The organism is Limnobacter sp. MED105, from assembly GCF_000170915.1.
Lineage (GTDB): Bacteria > Pseudomonadota > Gammaproteobacteria > Burkholderiales > Burkholderiaceae_B > Limnobacter.
The window spans coordinates 21,730-36,246 of the sequence record NZ_ABCT01000017.1; the positions used below are offsets into that span (position 1 = coordinate 21,730).

The 14,517-nt window shown below is 53.8% G+C and carries 14 protein-coding genes and 1 tRNA gene; 8 read left to right on the forward strand and 7 right to left on the reverse strand.

All coding sequences use genetic code 11. The features are described from left to right. Nucleotides 1–6 precede the first annotated feature (6 nt). Both LMED105_RS13435 and LMED105_RS13440 read left to right on the forward strand, forming a co-directional pair. Complete coding sequence (locus LMED105_RS13435; protein WP_008252254.1) at nucleotides 7–1,002, forward strand: iron ABC transporter permease; 996 nt, start codon at nucleotides 7–9, stop codon at nucleotides 1,000–1,002. After that, entirely contained in the window at nucleotides 999–1,769 is a 771-nt protein-coding gene (locus LMED105_RS13440) for an ABC transporter ATP-binding protein (RefSeq protein ID WP_008252255.1), read from the forward strand. The genes LMED105_RS13435 and LMED105_RS13440 overlap by 4 nt, the downstream gene beginning before the upstream one ends. Here LMED105_RS13440 and cueR read toward each other — a convergent pair whose 3' ends face one another. Next, complete coding sequence (cueR, locus tag LMED105_RS13445; protein ID WP_008252257.1) at nucleotides 1,770–2,186, reverse strand: Cu(I)-responsive transcriptional regulator; 417 nt, start codon at nucleotides 2,184–2,186, stop codon at nucleotides 1,770–1,772. 13 nt (nucleotides 2,187–2,199) lie between these two features. Beyond that, nucleotides 2,200–4,404 (reverse strand): cation-translocating P-type ATPase, encoded by a 2,205-nt coding sequence (locus LMED105_RS13450; RefSeq protein WP_040513520.1) that lies wholly within the window; start codon nucleotides 4,402–4,404, stop codon nucleotides 2,200–2,202. A 123-nt stretch (nucleotides 4,405–4,527) separates the two neighbouring features. Between LMED105_RS13450 and LMED105_RS13455 the strand changes: the two genes are divergently transcribed. Then, a complete protein-coding gene (locus tag LMED105_RS13455) occupies nucleotides 4,528–4,728 on the forward strand; it encodes a heavy-metal-associated domain-containing protein (RefSeq protein ID WP_008252260.1) in 201 nt (66 codons plus the stop codon). A gap of 21 nt (nucleotides 4,729–4,749) precedes the next feature. On the opposite strand, the gene LMED105_RS13460 is transcribed toward LMED105_RS13455, so the two are convergent. Continuing rightward, entirely contained in the window at nucleotides 4,750–5,376 is a 627-nt protein-coding gene (locus LMED105_RS13460; protein WP_040513528.1) for a class I SAM-dependent methyltransferase, read from the reverse strand. Nucleotides 5,377–5,419: 43 nt separating this feature from the next. Here LMED105_RS13460 and LMED105_RS13465 point away from each other — a divergent pair, with 43 nt between their 5' ends. The 3 genes from LMED105_RS13465 to LMED105_RS13475 all read left to right on the forward strand — a co-directional run bounded on the left by LMED105_RS13465 (nucleotide 5,420) and on the right by LMED105_RS13475 (nucleotide 9,410). Continuing rightward, on the forward strand, nucleotides 5,420–6,820 hold the full coding sequence (locus LMED105_RS13465) for a sodium-dependent transporter (RefSeq protein WP_008252264.1): 1,401 nt from the start codon (nucleotides 5,420–5,422) through the stop codon (nucleotides 6,818–6,820). 78 nt (nucleotides 6,821–6,898) lie between these two features. Next, nucleotides 6,899–8,869 (forward strand): alkyl/aryl-sulfatase, encoded by a 1,971-nt coding sequence (locus LMED105_RS13470; protein WP_008252265.1) that lies wholly within the window; start codon nucleotides 6,899–6,901, stop codon nucleotides 8,867–8,869. Between the two features lie 106 nt (nucleotides 8,870–8,975). After that, on the forward strand, nucleotides 8,976–9,410 hold the full coding sequence (locus tag LMED105_RS13475) for a VOC family protein (RefSeq protein ID WP_008252267.1): 435 nt from the start codon (nucleotides 8,976–8,978) through the stop codon (nucleotides 9,408–9,410). A gap of 17 nt (nucleotides 9,411–9,427) precedes the next feature. Here LMED105_RS13475 and LMED105_RS13480 read toward each other — a convergent pair whose 3' ends face one another. Together LMED105_RS13480 and LMED105_RS13485 are read right to left on the reverse strand one after the other, a co-directional pair. Then, nucleotides 9,428–10,762: an NAD(P)H-dependent oxidoreductase gene (locus tag LMED105_RS13480; RefSeq protein WP_008252269.1), complete on the reverse strand. Its 1,335-nt coding sequence runs from the start codon at nucleotides 10,760–10,762 to the stop codon at nucleotides 9,428–9,430. 88 nt (nucleotides 10,763–10,850) lie between these two features. After that, a complete protein-coding gene (locus LMED105_RS13485) occupies nucleotides 10,851–11,447 on the reverse strand; it encodes a DsbA family protein (RefSeq protein ID WP_008252271.1) in 597 nt (198 codons plus the stop codon). 180 nt (nucleotides 11,448–11,627) lie between these two features. Here LMED105_RS13485 and LMED105_RS13490 point away from each other — a divergent pair, with 180 nt between their 5' ends. Next, nucleotides 11,628–11,861 carry a hypothetical protein gene (locus LMED105_RS13490; protein WP_008252273.1) on the forward strand — a complete coding sequence of 78 codons (234 nt, stop codon included), beginning with the start codon at nucleotides 11,628–11,630 and terminating at the stop codon, nucleotides 11,859–11,861. Next, on the forward strand, nucleotides 11,848–12,111 hold the full coding sequence (locus tag LMED105_RS17155) for a type II toxin-antitoxin system RelE/ParE family toxin (protein WP_008252275.1): 264 nt from the start codon (nucleotides 11,848–11,850) through the stop codon (nucleotides 12,109–12,111). Before LMED105_RS13490 ends, LMED105_RS17155 begins: the two co-directional genes overlap by 14 nt. Before the next feature lie 142 nt (nucleotides 12,112–12,253). On the opposite strand, the gene LMED105_RS13500 is transcribed toward LMED105_RS17155, so the two are convergent. After that, nucleotides 12,254–12,344: transfer RNA gene (locus LMED105_RS13500), tRNA-Ser, on the reverse strand. Between the two features lie 60 nt (nucleotides 12,345–12,404). After that, on the reverse strand, nucleotides 12,405–14,459 hold the full coding sequence (locus LMED105_RS13505; RefSeq protein WP_008252277.1) for a VC_2705 family sodium/solute symporter: 2,055 nt from the start codon (nucleotides 14,457–14,459) through the stop codon (nucleotides 12,405–12,407). Nucleotides 14,460–14,517 lie beyond the last annotated feature (58 nt).

A 14,517-nucleotide genomic window follows, 5' to 3' on the forward strand; every position in this document is an offset into this window, starting at 1 on the left:
CCCCTCATGCCTAGAGCTGTCCTTCCTTACAGCCTGCCCTTGCTGCTGATCACATTGATCGGCTTTGCCGCGCTTTCGCTCACCTTGGGCGCGTATCCACTGGGGCTTCTGGAAAGCCTGCATGCCCTGTTGGGTACTGGCGAACCAATCGCTGTTCAAGTGGTTCAAGACATTCGCTTGCCCCGCACGCTCGGCGCCATTTTGGTCGGCGCTGCGCTGGCAGCAGCAGGTGCTGCCTATCAATTGCTGTTCAGAAACCCGCTGGTGTCCCCCGATATTCTGGGTGTGTCCTCCGGAGCAGGCTTGGGTGCAGTGCTCGGCTTGTTTTTGGGCTTGCCGGTACTTGGTGTACAAAGCCTGGCTTTTGCAGGCGGACTTGCTGCTGTAGCGCTGGTGATCGCGCTGGGCAAAGCGATTCAACATGCAGACCGAACTTTGGTGCTGGTGTTGACCGGTGTGGTTTTGGGTGCCCTGGCTGGTGCAATCACTTCCCTGCTGAAAATTCTTGCAGACCCATACGATCAGTTACCGGCCATCACCTTCTGGTTACTCGGCAGTTTAAGCGGGATACAAATGGCCGAGGTGTGGGTAGTGGCACCCGTGGTATTGGTGGCCTGCTCGGCGCTGTATTTGCTGCGCTGGCGTTTGAATGTACTTAGCCTGCCCGAAGCTGAAGCGAATGCTTTGGGGGTCCAGGTTAAACCCCTTCGAATCGCAGTGATTGCGCTGGCCACGATCATGACGAGCGCTGTGGTGGCCGTGGCTGGTGTAATCGGCTGGATCGGCTTGCTGATTCCCCATGCAGCACGCCTGCTTGTCGGACCCAGCCTGGCCCGCCTTCTCCCCATGTCAATCCTGATGGGTTCGCTGTTCCTGCTTCTTGTCGACACGGCATCGAGAAGCCTGGGCGATCTTGAAATACCGCTGGGTATTCTGACTGCACTGGTGGGTGCACCATTCTTTCTGGGATTGCTGTTGCGGCGTGCGGGGGCCAACCATTGAGCCTGAAAACAGAAAACCTGTCTGTGGGCCACGGCGGCTGTGCCGTGCTTGAGCACATTGATCTGGAACTGAAGCAAGGCGAAATACTTTGCCTGCTCGGCCCCAATGGAAGCGGCAAAAGTACGCTGATCAAAACGCTTTTGAACCTAATACCACCCTGCGCGGGGCGGGTGTTGATCAACAGCACCCCAGTGCAACAGCTGGCAGCGCGAGAACTTGCGTTGCACTTGGCTTATGTACCGCAAAGCCATGCCAACAACCTCGGGTTTTCCGTGTGGGATACCGTGTTAATGGGTCGAACCACACATTGGGGTTTGTTCGGTGGCCCCACACACGCCGACCACCAATTTGTTCACGACGCTCTGGAACAATTGGGTATTCATGATTTGAAACAACGAGATTTCCATCTGCTTTCCGGCGGTCAACAACAGTTGGTGCTGATTGCGCGTGCCTTGTGCCAGGGTGCGCAAACTCTTGTTCTCGATGAGCCCACTGCCAATCTCGACTTTGCGAATGCAGCCAAGGTCATGAACACATTGGCATCACTGGCAGCCGCTGGAAAAAGTGTGGTGCTGAGCACGCACAATCCACAAGATGCGCTGGGCGTCAATGCCACCGCCTGCTTGCTCAAAGGGCGTGCAGTGCTCGCGCAAGGCCCCGCCCACCAGGTGATAACCTCCAACACTTTGAGCGTGCTGTACGGGCTTCCTGTCACAGTCAGCAAAACCGAGTCGGGTCACACCGCAGTGGTTCCGGGCAATCACTGATCACTCAGCAGCCAATCCTTCGAGGATTGGGCAGTCTGGCCGGGAATCGCCCTTGCAGCAATGTACCAGTCGTTCAAGTTCGGACTTCATCGCATTCAGTTCACGGATTTTGGATTCCAGCGCACTCAGATGCGACTGCGCCAGTTTCTTCACTTCACGGCTTGGACGTGTTTTGTCTTGCCACAGCCCCAGCAATTCCTCGATCTGTTTGATTGAAAAACCCAGGTCGCGTGAATGGCGAATAAAGCGCAACACATGCAAATCGCGACTGTTGTATAGCCTGTACCCTGCATCGGTTCGTGCGGCCTCCTTCAACAAACCCACTTGCTCATAGTGGCGAATCATTTTCGCGGAGATACCCGACTCCATCGCGGCCTCGCCGATGGTGTAGTAAGGCGTGTTTATTGTCATGTCCATATCGGGCTCCTTCTCATTTGCCAGAATTGGCAGGCTTCCAGTTACGCAACATCAAGGCGTTGGTGACTACACTGACCGAGCTCAGGGCCATGGCTGTGCCCGCCAGCACGGGGTTCAGGTAACCAAGGGCGGCCAGCGGTATACCCACCGCGTTGTAGATGAAGGCCCAGAACAGATTCTGTTTGATCTTGTTGTAGGTGCGGCGTGAAATGTCGATGGTTTGCGCCACCAAGCTGGGATCAGAACGCATCAGCGTGATGTCGGCTGTGTGCATGGCCACGTCGGTCCCAGTGGACATGGCAAAGCTGACATCGGCCACCGCCAGCGCAGGCGCATCATTAATGCCGTCGCCCACCATGGCCACCACCTGTTTGCCATGGTCATTGGCGTCGCGAAGCGCAGCCACTGCCCTGGATTTGTCGCCGGGCAGTTGTTCGGCCAACACCTGTTGAATTCCCAACTCAGTGGCCACTCGCTCAGCGCTGGCTTGTGTGTCGCCTGTCAATAAAACCGTGTTCACATGAAGCCTGTGCAATGAATTGACAGCACCGTGTGCGCTGGGTTTCAGTTCATCGCCGAAGGCCAGTGCACCCAGCAAACGAAAACCCGTGCCGGTTTCTTCAGCCACCCATGACCGGGTTGCTGCATTGGGGCTCAACTTGCCCAATAGTTGTTGCATGGTGTTGTTTGAAACACCCAGTTCTTCCATCCAGCGAATGGTGCCGACATACACGCGGCCTTCACCCACCATGGCCGACAATCCCTTGCCTGCAACATCTTGCAAATCGCTGGCCTTGGGCACAACAAGCCGTTCTTGTTGGGCTCGGTCTTTCACCGCACTGGCCAGCGGATGCATGCTGCCTGCTTCCACCGCCGCGGCCTTGGCCAGCATGGCGCCTGCTTCGCCCTGCACAGCTTCACACTGCATCAAGGTGGGCTTGCCCACAGTCAGCGTACCGGTTTTGTCGAACACCACCGTGTTAATGCTGTGTGCCAGCTCGAGTGCCTGTGCGTCTTTGATCAAAATTCCGTTGCGCGCTGCCACCCCAGTGCCTGCCATAATCGCCGTGGGTGTGGCCAAACCCAATGCGCAAGGGCAAGCGATCACCAACACAGCCACTGCATTCAAAATGGCCACTTCCCAGTTACTTGTGAATCCCCACGCAAGCAAGGTGAACAGCGCGATCACCAACACCACGGGGACAAACACGGCACTGACCTTGTCGACCAGTTTTTGAATGTCTGGCTTGGCGGCCTGCGCATCTTCTACCAAACGAATAATACGGGCCAATGTCGTTTCTGTGCCCACGGCGCTGGTCTGGATCAACAGCAAACCATCAATGTTCACCGCGCCACCGGTCATTTTGCTGCCCACTGCTTTCACCACAGGTTCGCTTTCACCGGTGATCAAGGCCTCGTCCACATGACTGCTGCCTTCAAGCACCACACCATCCACAGGAACCCTTTCGCCGGGGCGAACCAAGACTTGGTCACCCAATTGCACCTGCGCCATTGGCACAGTTTGCTCCACACCGTCACGACGTACGCGAGCTGTGTCGGGCCGCAAAGCCTGCAAAGCGGCAATTGCAGCCGTGGTTTGACGTTTCGCACGGCCTTCAAGCCACTTGCCCAGCATCACCAAAGTAATCACCGCGCTCGAGGCTTCAAAGTACAGGTGGCTGCTGCCCTGCTCCATCATGTAAACAGACAGGCCAAATGCCGCTGTGGTGCCAATGGCCACCAACAAATCCATATTGCCGGTGCGGTTCTGAATGGCCTTCAAACCAGCGCGGTAAAAGCGCCCGCCCAACCAGAACTGAACCGGAATGGCCAGAAACAATTGCATGAAACCCGGCAGCATCCAGTGCTTTCCAAACGGCATGGCGATCATGGGCAGTACCAAGGGCAAGGTTAAAAGCGCTGCGATCGCAACCAATGCGCCTTCGCCGAATCCTTCCTTGGCCGGTGCGCCTTGAGTGGCTGCTTTTTCGCCAGCCTGATTCAAAACTTCGGCTTCATAACCAGCATCGACTACTGCCTTGGCAATTTGCTCAGATGTGGCGGGATTGGAAAATTCAATCTGCGCTTTTTCTGTGGCCAGGTTCACTGTGGCATATTGCACACCCGGCACTTTCAACAGCGCTTTCTCGACTGCGCTGGAACAGGACGCACAACTCATCCCGCCGACGGCAATATTCAATATGTGATTCGAACTCATGGCATTCTCCGTTGAACAATATCCACAGCATGAACCTTCCAATGATGTCAATGTCAAGCACTTGACCTTACCATGATTGGAAGCTTCAGACTACAATCGTGATCAACCCACCGGAGTGCAACAATGATTGAATTTACCGTAGAGAAAATGAAATGCGGCGGCTGTTCAGCCAATGTAGAGCGTGCAGTAAAGGCCCAAGACCCCGCAGCCAAAGTGCAAATTGATTTGGGCAAAAAACTGGTTCAGGTTGAAAGCAGTTTACCTGCAACCAGCCTCGCCAAAACAATCAGCGATGCGGGCTACCCAGCCGTGCTCAATGGTTGAAATACCAGGTTGATATTCGACTTAGCTTTCCGAGTACGCCTGGCCCCAGTAATTGTATGTAAACGCCTTGGGGCCGGGCACATACATGGTTTCGATTTCACTGACCTGAAACCCACCGGCTTTCAGCAAAGCGGGAATGTCGCGGTTCAAGTGGCAACCACCGGCCAGCTTTCCCCACACGGGTTGCAAACGATTCTGCGTGTTGCGCACCTGTTCATCGGGTGCAACACCATGTTCACAAAACAGCAATTTTCCGCCCGGTTTCAAGACCCGGCGCATTTCCTTCAAAGCTTGCAGGGGTTCAGGAATGGTGCACAGGGTGTAGGTCATCACAATCGTGTCAATGCTTGCATCGGGTAATGGAATTTTCTCGGCGGGAAGCCCCATCAGCTCAACACTCAAACCGGTTTGATCAATTCGTTTTTTCGCCAGGCGGTGCATTTGCATGGCGGGGTCAAGACCGATAATTTTTTCAACTTTGGAAGCGTCGTAATGGCGCATGTTCAAGCCGGTGCCAATTCCAATTTCAAGCACCAGCCCCGTGGCTTTGGGCACCACTTTCTGGCGTTGCCTGTTGATGGCTTTCATGCCACATGCGAAATCAAGCAAGGTGGGCAGTACGTGGCGGTCGTATAATTCAGCAAACATTCCCAATTTTTTGTCCTTATTGTGTTGAGGAAACCGCGCCGCCATGCAAAACAACCCAGACCAGTTTTCATCCAAAATCGGCTTTGTGCTAGCCGCAGCAGGTTCAGCCGTGGGCATTGGCAATTTGGTGGGTTTTCCGGTGGCTGCTGCTAAAAATGGCGGCGGTGCGTTTTTGTTACTGTACATTTTTTTCGTGGTGGCCATTTGCCTTCCGCTGATTCTCGCCGAGCTTAGTTTGGGCCGTGCCACCGGGAAAAGCCCACTGGGTGCTTTTCGTGAAATTTCAAAAGGACACAAGGGCTGGGTATTGGCCGGTGCCTTGTCCTTGGTTACACCGTTCATGATTGCCGTGTTCTACAGCGTACTCACCGTGTGGCTGCTGGGGTATTTGGTCCTGGTGCTGGGCGGCAAGCTGGACCAATTGGCCACACCTGTTTATTTTGGCGGGTTTATTACCAGCCCCTGGATATTTGCCTACCTGGCGGCAGTGATCGCCATGGTGATATTTGTATTGAAAGGGGGGGTGCGCGATGGCATTGAAAAAGCGTCCCGCTTGCTCATGCCCATGCTGTTCATCATGCTGATAGGCCTGGCTGTATTTGTACTGACACTCCCCAATGCCACGGCCGGTTTGAAGTTTTATTTCACGCCACAAGTGGATCGAATCACCTGGAGCGTGGTCAACGGCGCCCTGTCCCAAGCATTCTTCTCGCTGTCGCTGGGCATGGGTATTCTGATCACCTATGGCTCGTATTTGCGCAAACAAGACAACCTAGTGCAGTCAGCCAAAATGCTGGCCTGCACCGACACCGGCGTGGCGCTGGTGGCAGGCCTCATGACCCTGCCCGCAATTTTCGCCATTTACCCCAACACCAACCCAAGCGAGCTCAGTGATTCTTCCGTGGGTTTGATTTTCTCGTTCTTCCCCAATATCTTTATGGCGATGGTGCCCAAGTTCGGATATGCCGTATCCAGCCTGATCGCAGCCACCTTCTTCCTGTTGGCGTTTGTGGCCGCCATTACCTCGCTGGTGTCGATTATTGAAGTGCCCGTGGCCGCCCTGAAAGCCGAAAGCAAAAAAACCCGCAACGCAGCGCTTGGCTTTGTGATTGCAGCTGTGTCGATAGGCGCCATTTTCAGTGCATTGTCGTTTGGACAAGTGAAATGGCTTAGCGAATTCGCTTTTTATTCCGGTGCCAACAAGTCGCTTTTTGATGTGTTGGTCGATGTGTTTTACGACACCATTTTGCCATTCAATGGCTTGCTGATTTGTCTGCTGGTGGTGTGGCAATGGAAACGCCACAACATGGCAGCAGAAATGCTGAGCAACAACAGCAGCAGTGGATGGCTTGAACGCTACACCCATTTCGCCATTGCATTCTGGATTCCTGTCATTCTGGCTACCGTGTTTGTAATCACGGTGATCAACAAGTTCATGAGCTGAAATCAAGTCAATTTACTGGCATGCACAATGCCACTTTTATGCTGTAATAAGGAAAATTAAAAATATTCCGGAGACAGTATGAAAACCAACCTGCCCTTGGCAACTCTCGCCATTGTCGTCCCTGCCTTGCTGGCTGCGTGTTCAAAAAGCCCTGCCCCAAGCGACCCCAACAGCACAGCCAGTGAGTTCACACAGGCCTTTCACGCTGAAGTGGCCAAGAACACTGATCTGGTCGATTCAGCCAACAATGCCGATGCCCGCAAAGGGTTGATTGCCAGGCCCACCGGGCAGGTGAAAAATGAGCAAGGCGAAGTCATTTGGGATTACGACGAATTCAATTTCATTGACGGCAAATCGCCAGCCACGGTGAACCCCAGCCTGTGGCGACAAGCCAGTTTGAACAATCAAATTGGTTTATACAAAGTGGCTGACCGCATTTACCAATTGCGCGGATTCGATTTGTCGAACATGACGCTGATTGAAGGCGACACAGGCTGGATTGTGGTGGATGTGCTAACCAGCGAGGAGACCGCACGCGCCGCCATGGCCTTTGCACGACAACACTTGGGCGATAAGCCAGTGAGCGCAATTGTGTTTACCCACAGCCATGTAGACCACTTTGGTGGTGCACTCGGTGTGCTCAGTGCCGAGGAAGTTGCATCGCGTAAGGTGCCGGTGGTGGCCCCGGTGGGCTTCATGGAAGAAGCCACCAGCGAAAACCTGCTGGTGGGCATGGCCATGGCACGCAGGTCCACCTACATGTACGGCAAACGCCTGCCGCGCAGCCCGGAAGGTCTGATCGACAACGGCTTGGGCAAGGCTGTGGCCTACGGCAAGGTGGGCATTTTGCCACCCACGCTGGTGGTGAAAGAAGCCAAAGAAACCCACATGCTTGACGGGCTGGAATTCATGTTCCACAACGTGCCCGGCAGCGAAGCACCTTCCGAGTTTGTGTTTTACCTACCTGCATTGAAAGCCTTTGGCAGTGCTGAACTGTTTGGCCACACGCTGCACAACCTGTACACCCCACGGGGTGCCAAAGTGCGCGATGCCCTGAAATGGGCCAGTTACATGGACGAAGCCATTGCCTACGCAGGCGATGCTGAAGTGATGTTTCACCAGCACAACTGGCCGGTTTGGGGCGCTGAGAACGTGCGCAGCTTTATGGAAAAACAGCGCGATGTGTACCGCTTCATTCATGACCAAACCGTTCGTCACATGAATGCCGGTTACACCTCCACTGAAATTGCAGAAAAAGTAACCATGCCACCGGCCTTGAACAACTTTCTGAGTGGGCGCGGTTACTACGGGACCGTGTCACACAACGTGAAAGCGGTGTACCAGTTTTACATGGGTTGGTTCGATGCGAACCCCGCCAACCTGAACCCCCTGCCCCCGGTCGAAGCCGCCAAAAAGTATGTGGAGGTGGCTGGAGGTATGGAGGCCTTGCTGAATAAAGCTGAAGACGCTGTGAACAAGGGAGAATACCGCTGGGCTGCTGAACTGCTGAAACATGCGGTGTATGCCGACCCTGAGAACACTCGCGCCAAGGCCTTGATGGCAACAAGTTTTGACCAGATGGGCTACATGGCAGAATCGGCTCCCTGGCGTAACTTTTACCTGACCGGCGCCTTGGAGTTGCGCCAAGGTGGCTACAACGAAGGCTTCAAGCGCAGCATGTTCCTCGACATGCTGAAGCACACACCCACTGAACGTTTTCTGGAAGCCATGGCCGCCGCACTGAACAGCGACAAGGCTGAGGGTGAAGACATTCAAATCAACCTTGTGTTTTCCGACACGCAGGAAAGTTATGTGCTTAGAATCCACAACAGCGTGCTGCACCACCGTGCAGGCCAAGCAGAAGAAAATTCTGCAGCCACACTGACCTTGAGCAAACCCTTCTTTTTGAACATGATGACCGGTGAAGCAGGCGCCACTGATTTGCTGTTTTCAGATCAAACGCAAATTGACGGCAGCACCATCAAGCTGGGCCAGTTTTTCGGCATGCTGGACAAAGCGACCGGCAATTTCAACATCGTGACGCCCTAATTGGGGGAAGGCTTGTCGGTAATATTCGGGTTTCCACGATTGGCCGGGAAACCCGAACAACCCTATAGTGTGTGAATGATCAACCGCACATTTATTGGTAATTCACATGGCCGCAACACATTCAACCCTTCAGCCTTTCCATCTTGCTTTTCCGGTGACTGACATTGCAGTCGCGCGTAAATTTTACGGCGAGGTAATTGGCTGTGAAGAAGGCCGAAGTGCCCCACACTGGGTGGACTTCAACTTTTACGGCCACCAACTGGTGGCGCACTTGGCACCAGAAGAAGTGGGTTGCAAAGCCAACAGCAGCGTGGATGGCCACGCCGTTCCTGCCAAACACTTCGGTGTAATTTTGACCATGGAGCAATGGAATGAATTGGCTGACCGATTGAAAGCTGCGGGAACCAAGTTTGTGATCGAGCCCTACATTCGGTTCAAAGGCCAGGTTGGCGAGCAAGCCACCATGTTTTTCATGGACCCATGCGGCAATGCGCTTGAGTTCAAGGCATTTGCCAACATGGACCAAATTTTTGCAAAATGAGTTCTGCAAAGTAAGTATCAGGTAAACGTGCGTTCCATTTCACGGCGGAACTTCACCGCTGTGGAATTGGCGTCAAAGGCCACATCATTCCAGCTCACGGCCTGCCCGGCCTTCACCGGTTTCAGCAACTTCACACCATGTGCCAAACCCAAAGGCAGTCCGCCCAAGGCCAGCGATTCCTTTGCTGGCATCAACTTGCCATACACCGTGTAACCGCCTTCACCATCCAGCATTTCACCGGCTTGTAAGTCGCGTTTGGCTGTGGCCACCACATCGCCGTGCCAGCAAATTGGCGCACCCGTGGCCTCGCTTCGAATACCGATGGAGGCCACCGATATGCCCAGCTCCAACCCAATCAAATGAAACGGTTTGTACATGCTGGAATACTGCCCGCTTGGGTCAGTGATCAAACCGTATTCCTTGAAGCAACGGGCCACATATTCGCTGTCGGCAGCAAAGGTGACATACACGCCCCAACGCAGGTCGCGAAACACAGGGCGGGTATCACGCTCAACACTGGAAATAACCTCAACCTGTCCACGCTGGTCCAGAATGCCGCCGTGTTCGCGCGGCTTCAAAATACGCGCCAGATCGTCTACACCCACCGCCGGAAACTTCAAACCACTGGGTGCTACCAAACCGGTTGCATTGGCGACGGCCGCCATTTCAATGGCGCTTTTTGTACCATCCAGAAAACTGTTGAACATTTGCGCGTTCATGCCACCCTTGGCTGCGTCTTCAGCGGTCAGGCCGTAGTGGTTCCACACCGTATCGGGCGTACTTTCATGGTAAGTGGGCAGGTACTTGGTGCCCTTGCCCGCAGCCACCACGGAAAAGCCAGCGGCTCGCGCCCAGTCCACCATTTCGAAAATCAACGCGGGCTGGTCGCCATAGGCCAGCGAGTACACAATGCCCGCCTCATCGGCCTTGCGTTTTAGCAAAGGGCCAGCCAGTGCGTCGGCTTCCACATTCACCATCACAATGTGTTTCTTGAATTCACAGCACGCCAGCACATGGGCAATGCCCACGGCGGGGTTGCCGGTGGAGTCAATGATAATGTCCACGAAAGGCGACTCAATCAGCTTCATGCCGTCGTCAATAATCGCGGTATTGCCCTGCCTGGCTGCTTGTTCAAGCGTTGTGGCTGCGTAGCTTTCTTCTTTCCATCCAACATTCTTAAGCGCCGCTTTCGCCCGCGCCGGGGACAAATCGGCAATGCCCACCATGTGAATGCCGGGCGTGCGTGGTACTTGGGAAAGATACATGGAGCCAAACTTGCCAGCGCCGATCATGCCAACGCGCAAGGGTTTGCCAATCGCTGCGCGCTGCTGAAGTTTGGAAAATAAGTTCATGTTTGCCTTGTGTTTAGTCTGCTGGTTGGCAAGCAGAATAACTTGCTTACAGGCCCAGCAAAACCCGCAGTATCCCTAGGCCGGGCACTTAAGCTACGTGTTGAATCGCATCACGCAAGGCCTGCACACTGGGCACACCCGAGAAAAACTGTGAGCCTACCGCCAACGATGGCACTGCTTGAATTCCCACCTGTTTTGCATATTGCAGGTCGGTATCGTGTTGCGCATTGGCTTGGGGCGAGTTCACAAATTCATCGAGCATGGCTGGGTTTAAGCCCAGGCTGTGAAGAATATTTTTCAAAACATCGTCTTCACCAATGTTCAGGTTTTGTTGAAAAAAACCCTTCATCACGGCAGTGGCATAAGCATTGCCCTTGCCCTCTTGTTTCGCATATTGCAAACCCAAGAATGCTTTGCGTGTGTACGGCTGCGGCGACACCGTGGGCAATTGAATGGGCACACCAAGGCGCTCGGCCATTGGGTACACCGCAGCCTTCCACACCCTTGGCAGGTATTCATCTTCGGGCTTCAAGGTGGGTGTTGGATAAGGCCGCAACTCGAATGGCATCCACTCTATTTCTACATTCGACCCTTCGATGGCTTTTTCGATAATGGCTTCACCAAGCAAGCAGAACGGACACACGAAATCGGTCCAGACCTGAATTTTGATGGGGGTAGTTGACATGGGGAACTCCTGCTTTGATTGCTGCTATTTGTTGGCGTTAGTTTGCCACTTTGGCGGCTTGAACACCGCTCATTGGCTTGCAAGCAATGCCTGTTTCTCGGTCAATATTACCTTGAAGTAGTGATGGCGCTTTAACATTACAACGTTATAATGCTTTAACGTTTTAAAAGGAGTGCCACTGTGAGCAACCTGTCAAAAAGGTCGACAGTTTATTTCGACCCAACCATACACCAAGCCCTTCGAATTAAGGCAGCCAGTTCTCAACAATCGTTGTCGGAACTTGTGGACGAGGCCGTGCGCCTTTTCATGAAAGAAGATCAGGAAGATCTTCAAGCGTACTCAAACCGTTTGTCTGAGCCCGAGATCAGTTATGAAGCCTTGCTTAACGACCTGAAGAAGCATGGCAAACTATAAAATTGTCTTCAAAAAATCAGTCGCCAAAGATCTACGAAGCATTTCAAACCCAGATGTACGGAGGATCCTCTCGACGATTGACCAACTCGCCATGAACCCAAGGGGCGAAGGCTGCAAGAAACTCACAGGACTAGAACTGTATAGAGTGCGCTGCGGAGACTACCGAATTGTTTATGAGATTAAAAATTCTGAATTGATTGTTTCGGTGATCAAGGTTGGGCATCGATCTGGTGTTTATAAGACCAATTGACTCATACCACACCTGCGTGCCGCTGTTCGCGTCACTGGCGAAAAGCTTCGAATCCCCCACGCAAAGTCCGCAGGGACTTTGCTTCCATAACGGCTCGAAATGAAAAAAGCCCTGAAGCAACTTCAGGGCTTTTAGTAATTTGTGGCGGAGAGAGGGGGATTCGAACCCCCGATAGGCTATTAACCTATACACGCTTTCCAGGCGTGCGACTTAAACCACTCATCCATCTCTCCGCGGTAAGCGCGAGAGTATAGCAAAGAATCCCCTTGGGTATCCAGTGCATTCGTACCGCATCACACTTTTCCTTCCGATTCGGGCAAGCGCAACACTCGCATTACGGCAGGCGCTTCGTCTTTGCGGCCACCCAACAGGGAGGCCACCACCATGGCCAGGGCGCTCAACGGAATGGTAAACACGCCACTGGCCACGCCACTCAAACCACCAATTTGCACAGCATCCAGGTTAAACAAAGCCATGAACGACGAATTGGTCAGTGCCAGACAAAGGCTCGAACTGACAAACCCGGTGCCCATGGCCCACAAGGCGCCACGGCGTGTGGCACCACTCCAGAAAATACCTGCCACCAGCGGTACAAACAGGCTTGAAGCCGCCAAAGCAAAAGCAGAACCCACCAACACCACAATGTTGCCGGGCTGCAAGCTGGTAATCCAGGCGGCCATCAGTGCTGCACTCAGCAAGGCAATTTTCGACATGGTCACACGCCGTTGTGCCGTCGCCTCAGGGTCTAACACGCGGTAATACAAGTCGTGGGACAAACTGCCCGCAATCGCCAACAACAGGCCGTCTGCGGTCGACAACGCAGCGGCCAAACCACCCGCAGCAATCAAGCCGGATAGAAAAAATGGCATGCCCGCAATTTCAGGCGTAATCAACACCAGAATGTCGGGGCTCAAGCCAATTTCGGCAAACTGCACCACACCATCCTGGTTCACATCCTGTAAAGTCGCCAGCCCGGGGGTTACCCGCGACCACGCGGCAATCCAGTTGGGAATTTCGTTGTAACTCAAACCCACCAGGTTTTCATACACCACCACTTTGGCGATCACACTCAGCCAGGGCGAAGCCAAGTAAATTACCAAAATGCAACCCAAGGCAAACACCACCGACCAACGGGTTTGCGATGCATTCGGCGTGGTGTAAAACCGCATGATGATGTGGGGCAATGCAACAGTGCCGCACATCAGGGTAAAAGCCACCGCCAGAAAACTGATCAAGGCGCGCGAGTTCGACAGTCCGGAATCGTCTTTGATGGAGCCAAAATGCGGCACACTGGCTTTGACCTTGTCCAGGTAACGCTGTTTCTCCTGACTCCATTTGCGCTTGGCATCCTGTGGGTCTTTGGGATAACTGCTCAACACACGCTCGGCGGCCTTGATTTCCTGAAACGTAGACCCATCGTAGCGGGCCAGCTCCAGGTTTTTGCGGCGTGCTTCATAGCCTTCCGCCCAGGATGAAGGCAAGGTGTCAATCAACAACTGATAACGATCGGCTTCACGCAGGTAAACGCTACGCACCTCGGCTTCGGCGGGGTCTGAGAAAAACTTGCGTTCCTGTGCACGCACATACTCGGGAAAGCTGGTGGGCCCACCCTCCACAAAACGCTCGGTGTCGCCTTTTCCGGTGAATCCGATCAAGGCGACCACACTGACCATCATGGCCACAATCATCACAATGTATTGCGCGACCGCAGTCCAGGTAACAGCCCGCATTCCACCCAAAAAGGAGCACACCAAAATACCGGCAAGCCCAAAGAAAACACCAATACCGAACTCCACACCGGCAAAGCGCGATGTAATCAAACCCACCGCGTAAATTTGCGCAATCACATACACGAACGAAATACTCACGGTGACCAACACGCAAATCAGGCGCACCGCCCTGCCCTTGTCGGGGCCGGCATATCGGGTGGCCAAAAAATCACCCACCGAGAAAAAAGCGAATTTGCGCAGGTAGGGGGCAATCAGCAGGGCAATCAGCACGAAACCACCGGTCCACCCCACCAACAAGGCCAAGGCTTCAAAACCGCTGTAAAACAAGGTCCCTGCTACACCCAGAAAGGAAGCGGCGCTCATCCAGTCGGCCGCGGTGGCCATGCCGTTGTACACCGCAGGAACGGTGCGCGAGGCCACGAAGTATTCCTGCATGTCCGAGGTACGGCTGAGCAAGCCGATCACCGCATAAGCGCCCAGCGTGACGAAAATGAAGAAGTAACCAATCCACTGCCGGCCAATACCGTAGTCCTCCATAATGGCGGCGCCGGCAATACACACCAAAAAACCGAAGGTAAGAACCGAAAAGAACCGGGTCAGGCTGAGCGTAAAACTCATGTATTTACTCCCGGTGCATGGATTCTTTCAAACGAAAAAAACCAGCCCACCGAAATGG

Coding starts and splice junctions, on each gene's coding strand:
- LMED105_RS13435 (WP_008252254.1), top strand. CDS start 7: ATGCCTAGAGCTGTCCTTCCTTACAGCCTGCCCTTGCTGCTGATCACA.
- cueR (WP_008252257.1), bottom strand. CDS start 2,186: ATGGACATGACAATAAACACGCCTTACTACACCATCGGCGAGGCCGCG.
- LMED105_RS13450 (WP_040513520.1), bottom strand. CDS start 4,404: ATGAGTTCGAATCACATATTGAATATTGCCGTCGGCGGGATGAGTTGT.
- LMED105_RS13455 (WP_008252260.1), top strand. CDS start 4,528: ATGATTGAATTTACCGTAGAGAAAATGAAATGCGGCGGCTGTTCAGCC.
- LMED105_RS13460 (WP_040513528.1), bottom strand. CDS start 5,376: ATGTTTGCTGAATTATACGACCGCCACGTACTGCCCACCTTGCTTGAT.
- LMED105_RS13465 (WP_008252264.1), top strand. CDS start 5,420: ATGCAAAACAACCCAGACCAGTTTTCATCCAAAATCGGCTTTGTGCTA.
- LMED105_RS13470 (WP_008252265.1), top strand. CDS start 6,899: ATGAAAACCAACCTGCCCTTGGCAACTCTCGCCATTGTCGTCCCTGCC.
- LMED105_RS13475 (WP_008252267.1), top strand. CDS start 8,976: ATGGCCGCAACACATTCAACCCTTCAGCCTTTCCATCTTGCTTTTCCG.
- LMED105_RS13480 (WP_008252269.1), bottom strand. CDS start 10,762: ATGAACTTATTTTCCAAACTTCAGCAGCGCGCAGCGATTGGCAAACCC.
- LMED105_RS13485 (WP_008252271.1), bottom strand. CDS start 11,447: ATGTCAACTACCCCCATCAAAATTCAGGTCTGGACCGATTTCGTGTGT.
- LMED105_RS17155 (WP_008252275.1), top strand. CDS start 11,848: ATGGCAAACTATAAAATTGTCTTCAAAAAATCAGTCGCCAAAGATCTA.
- LMED105_RS13505 (WP_008252277.1), bottom strand. CDS start 14,459: ATGAGTTTTACGCTCAGCCTGACCCGGTTCTTTTCGGTTCTTACCTTC.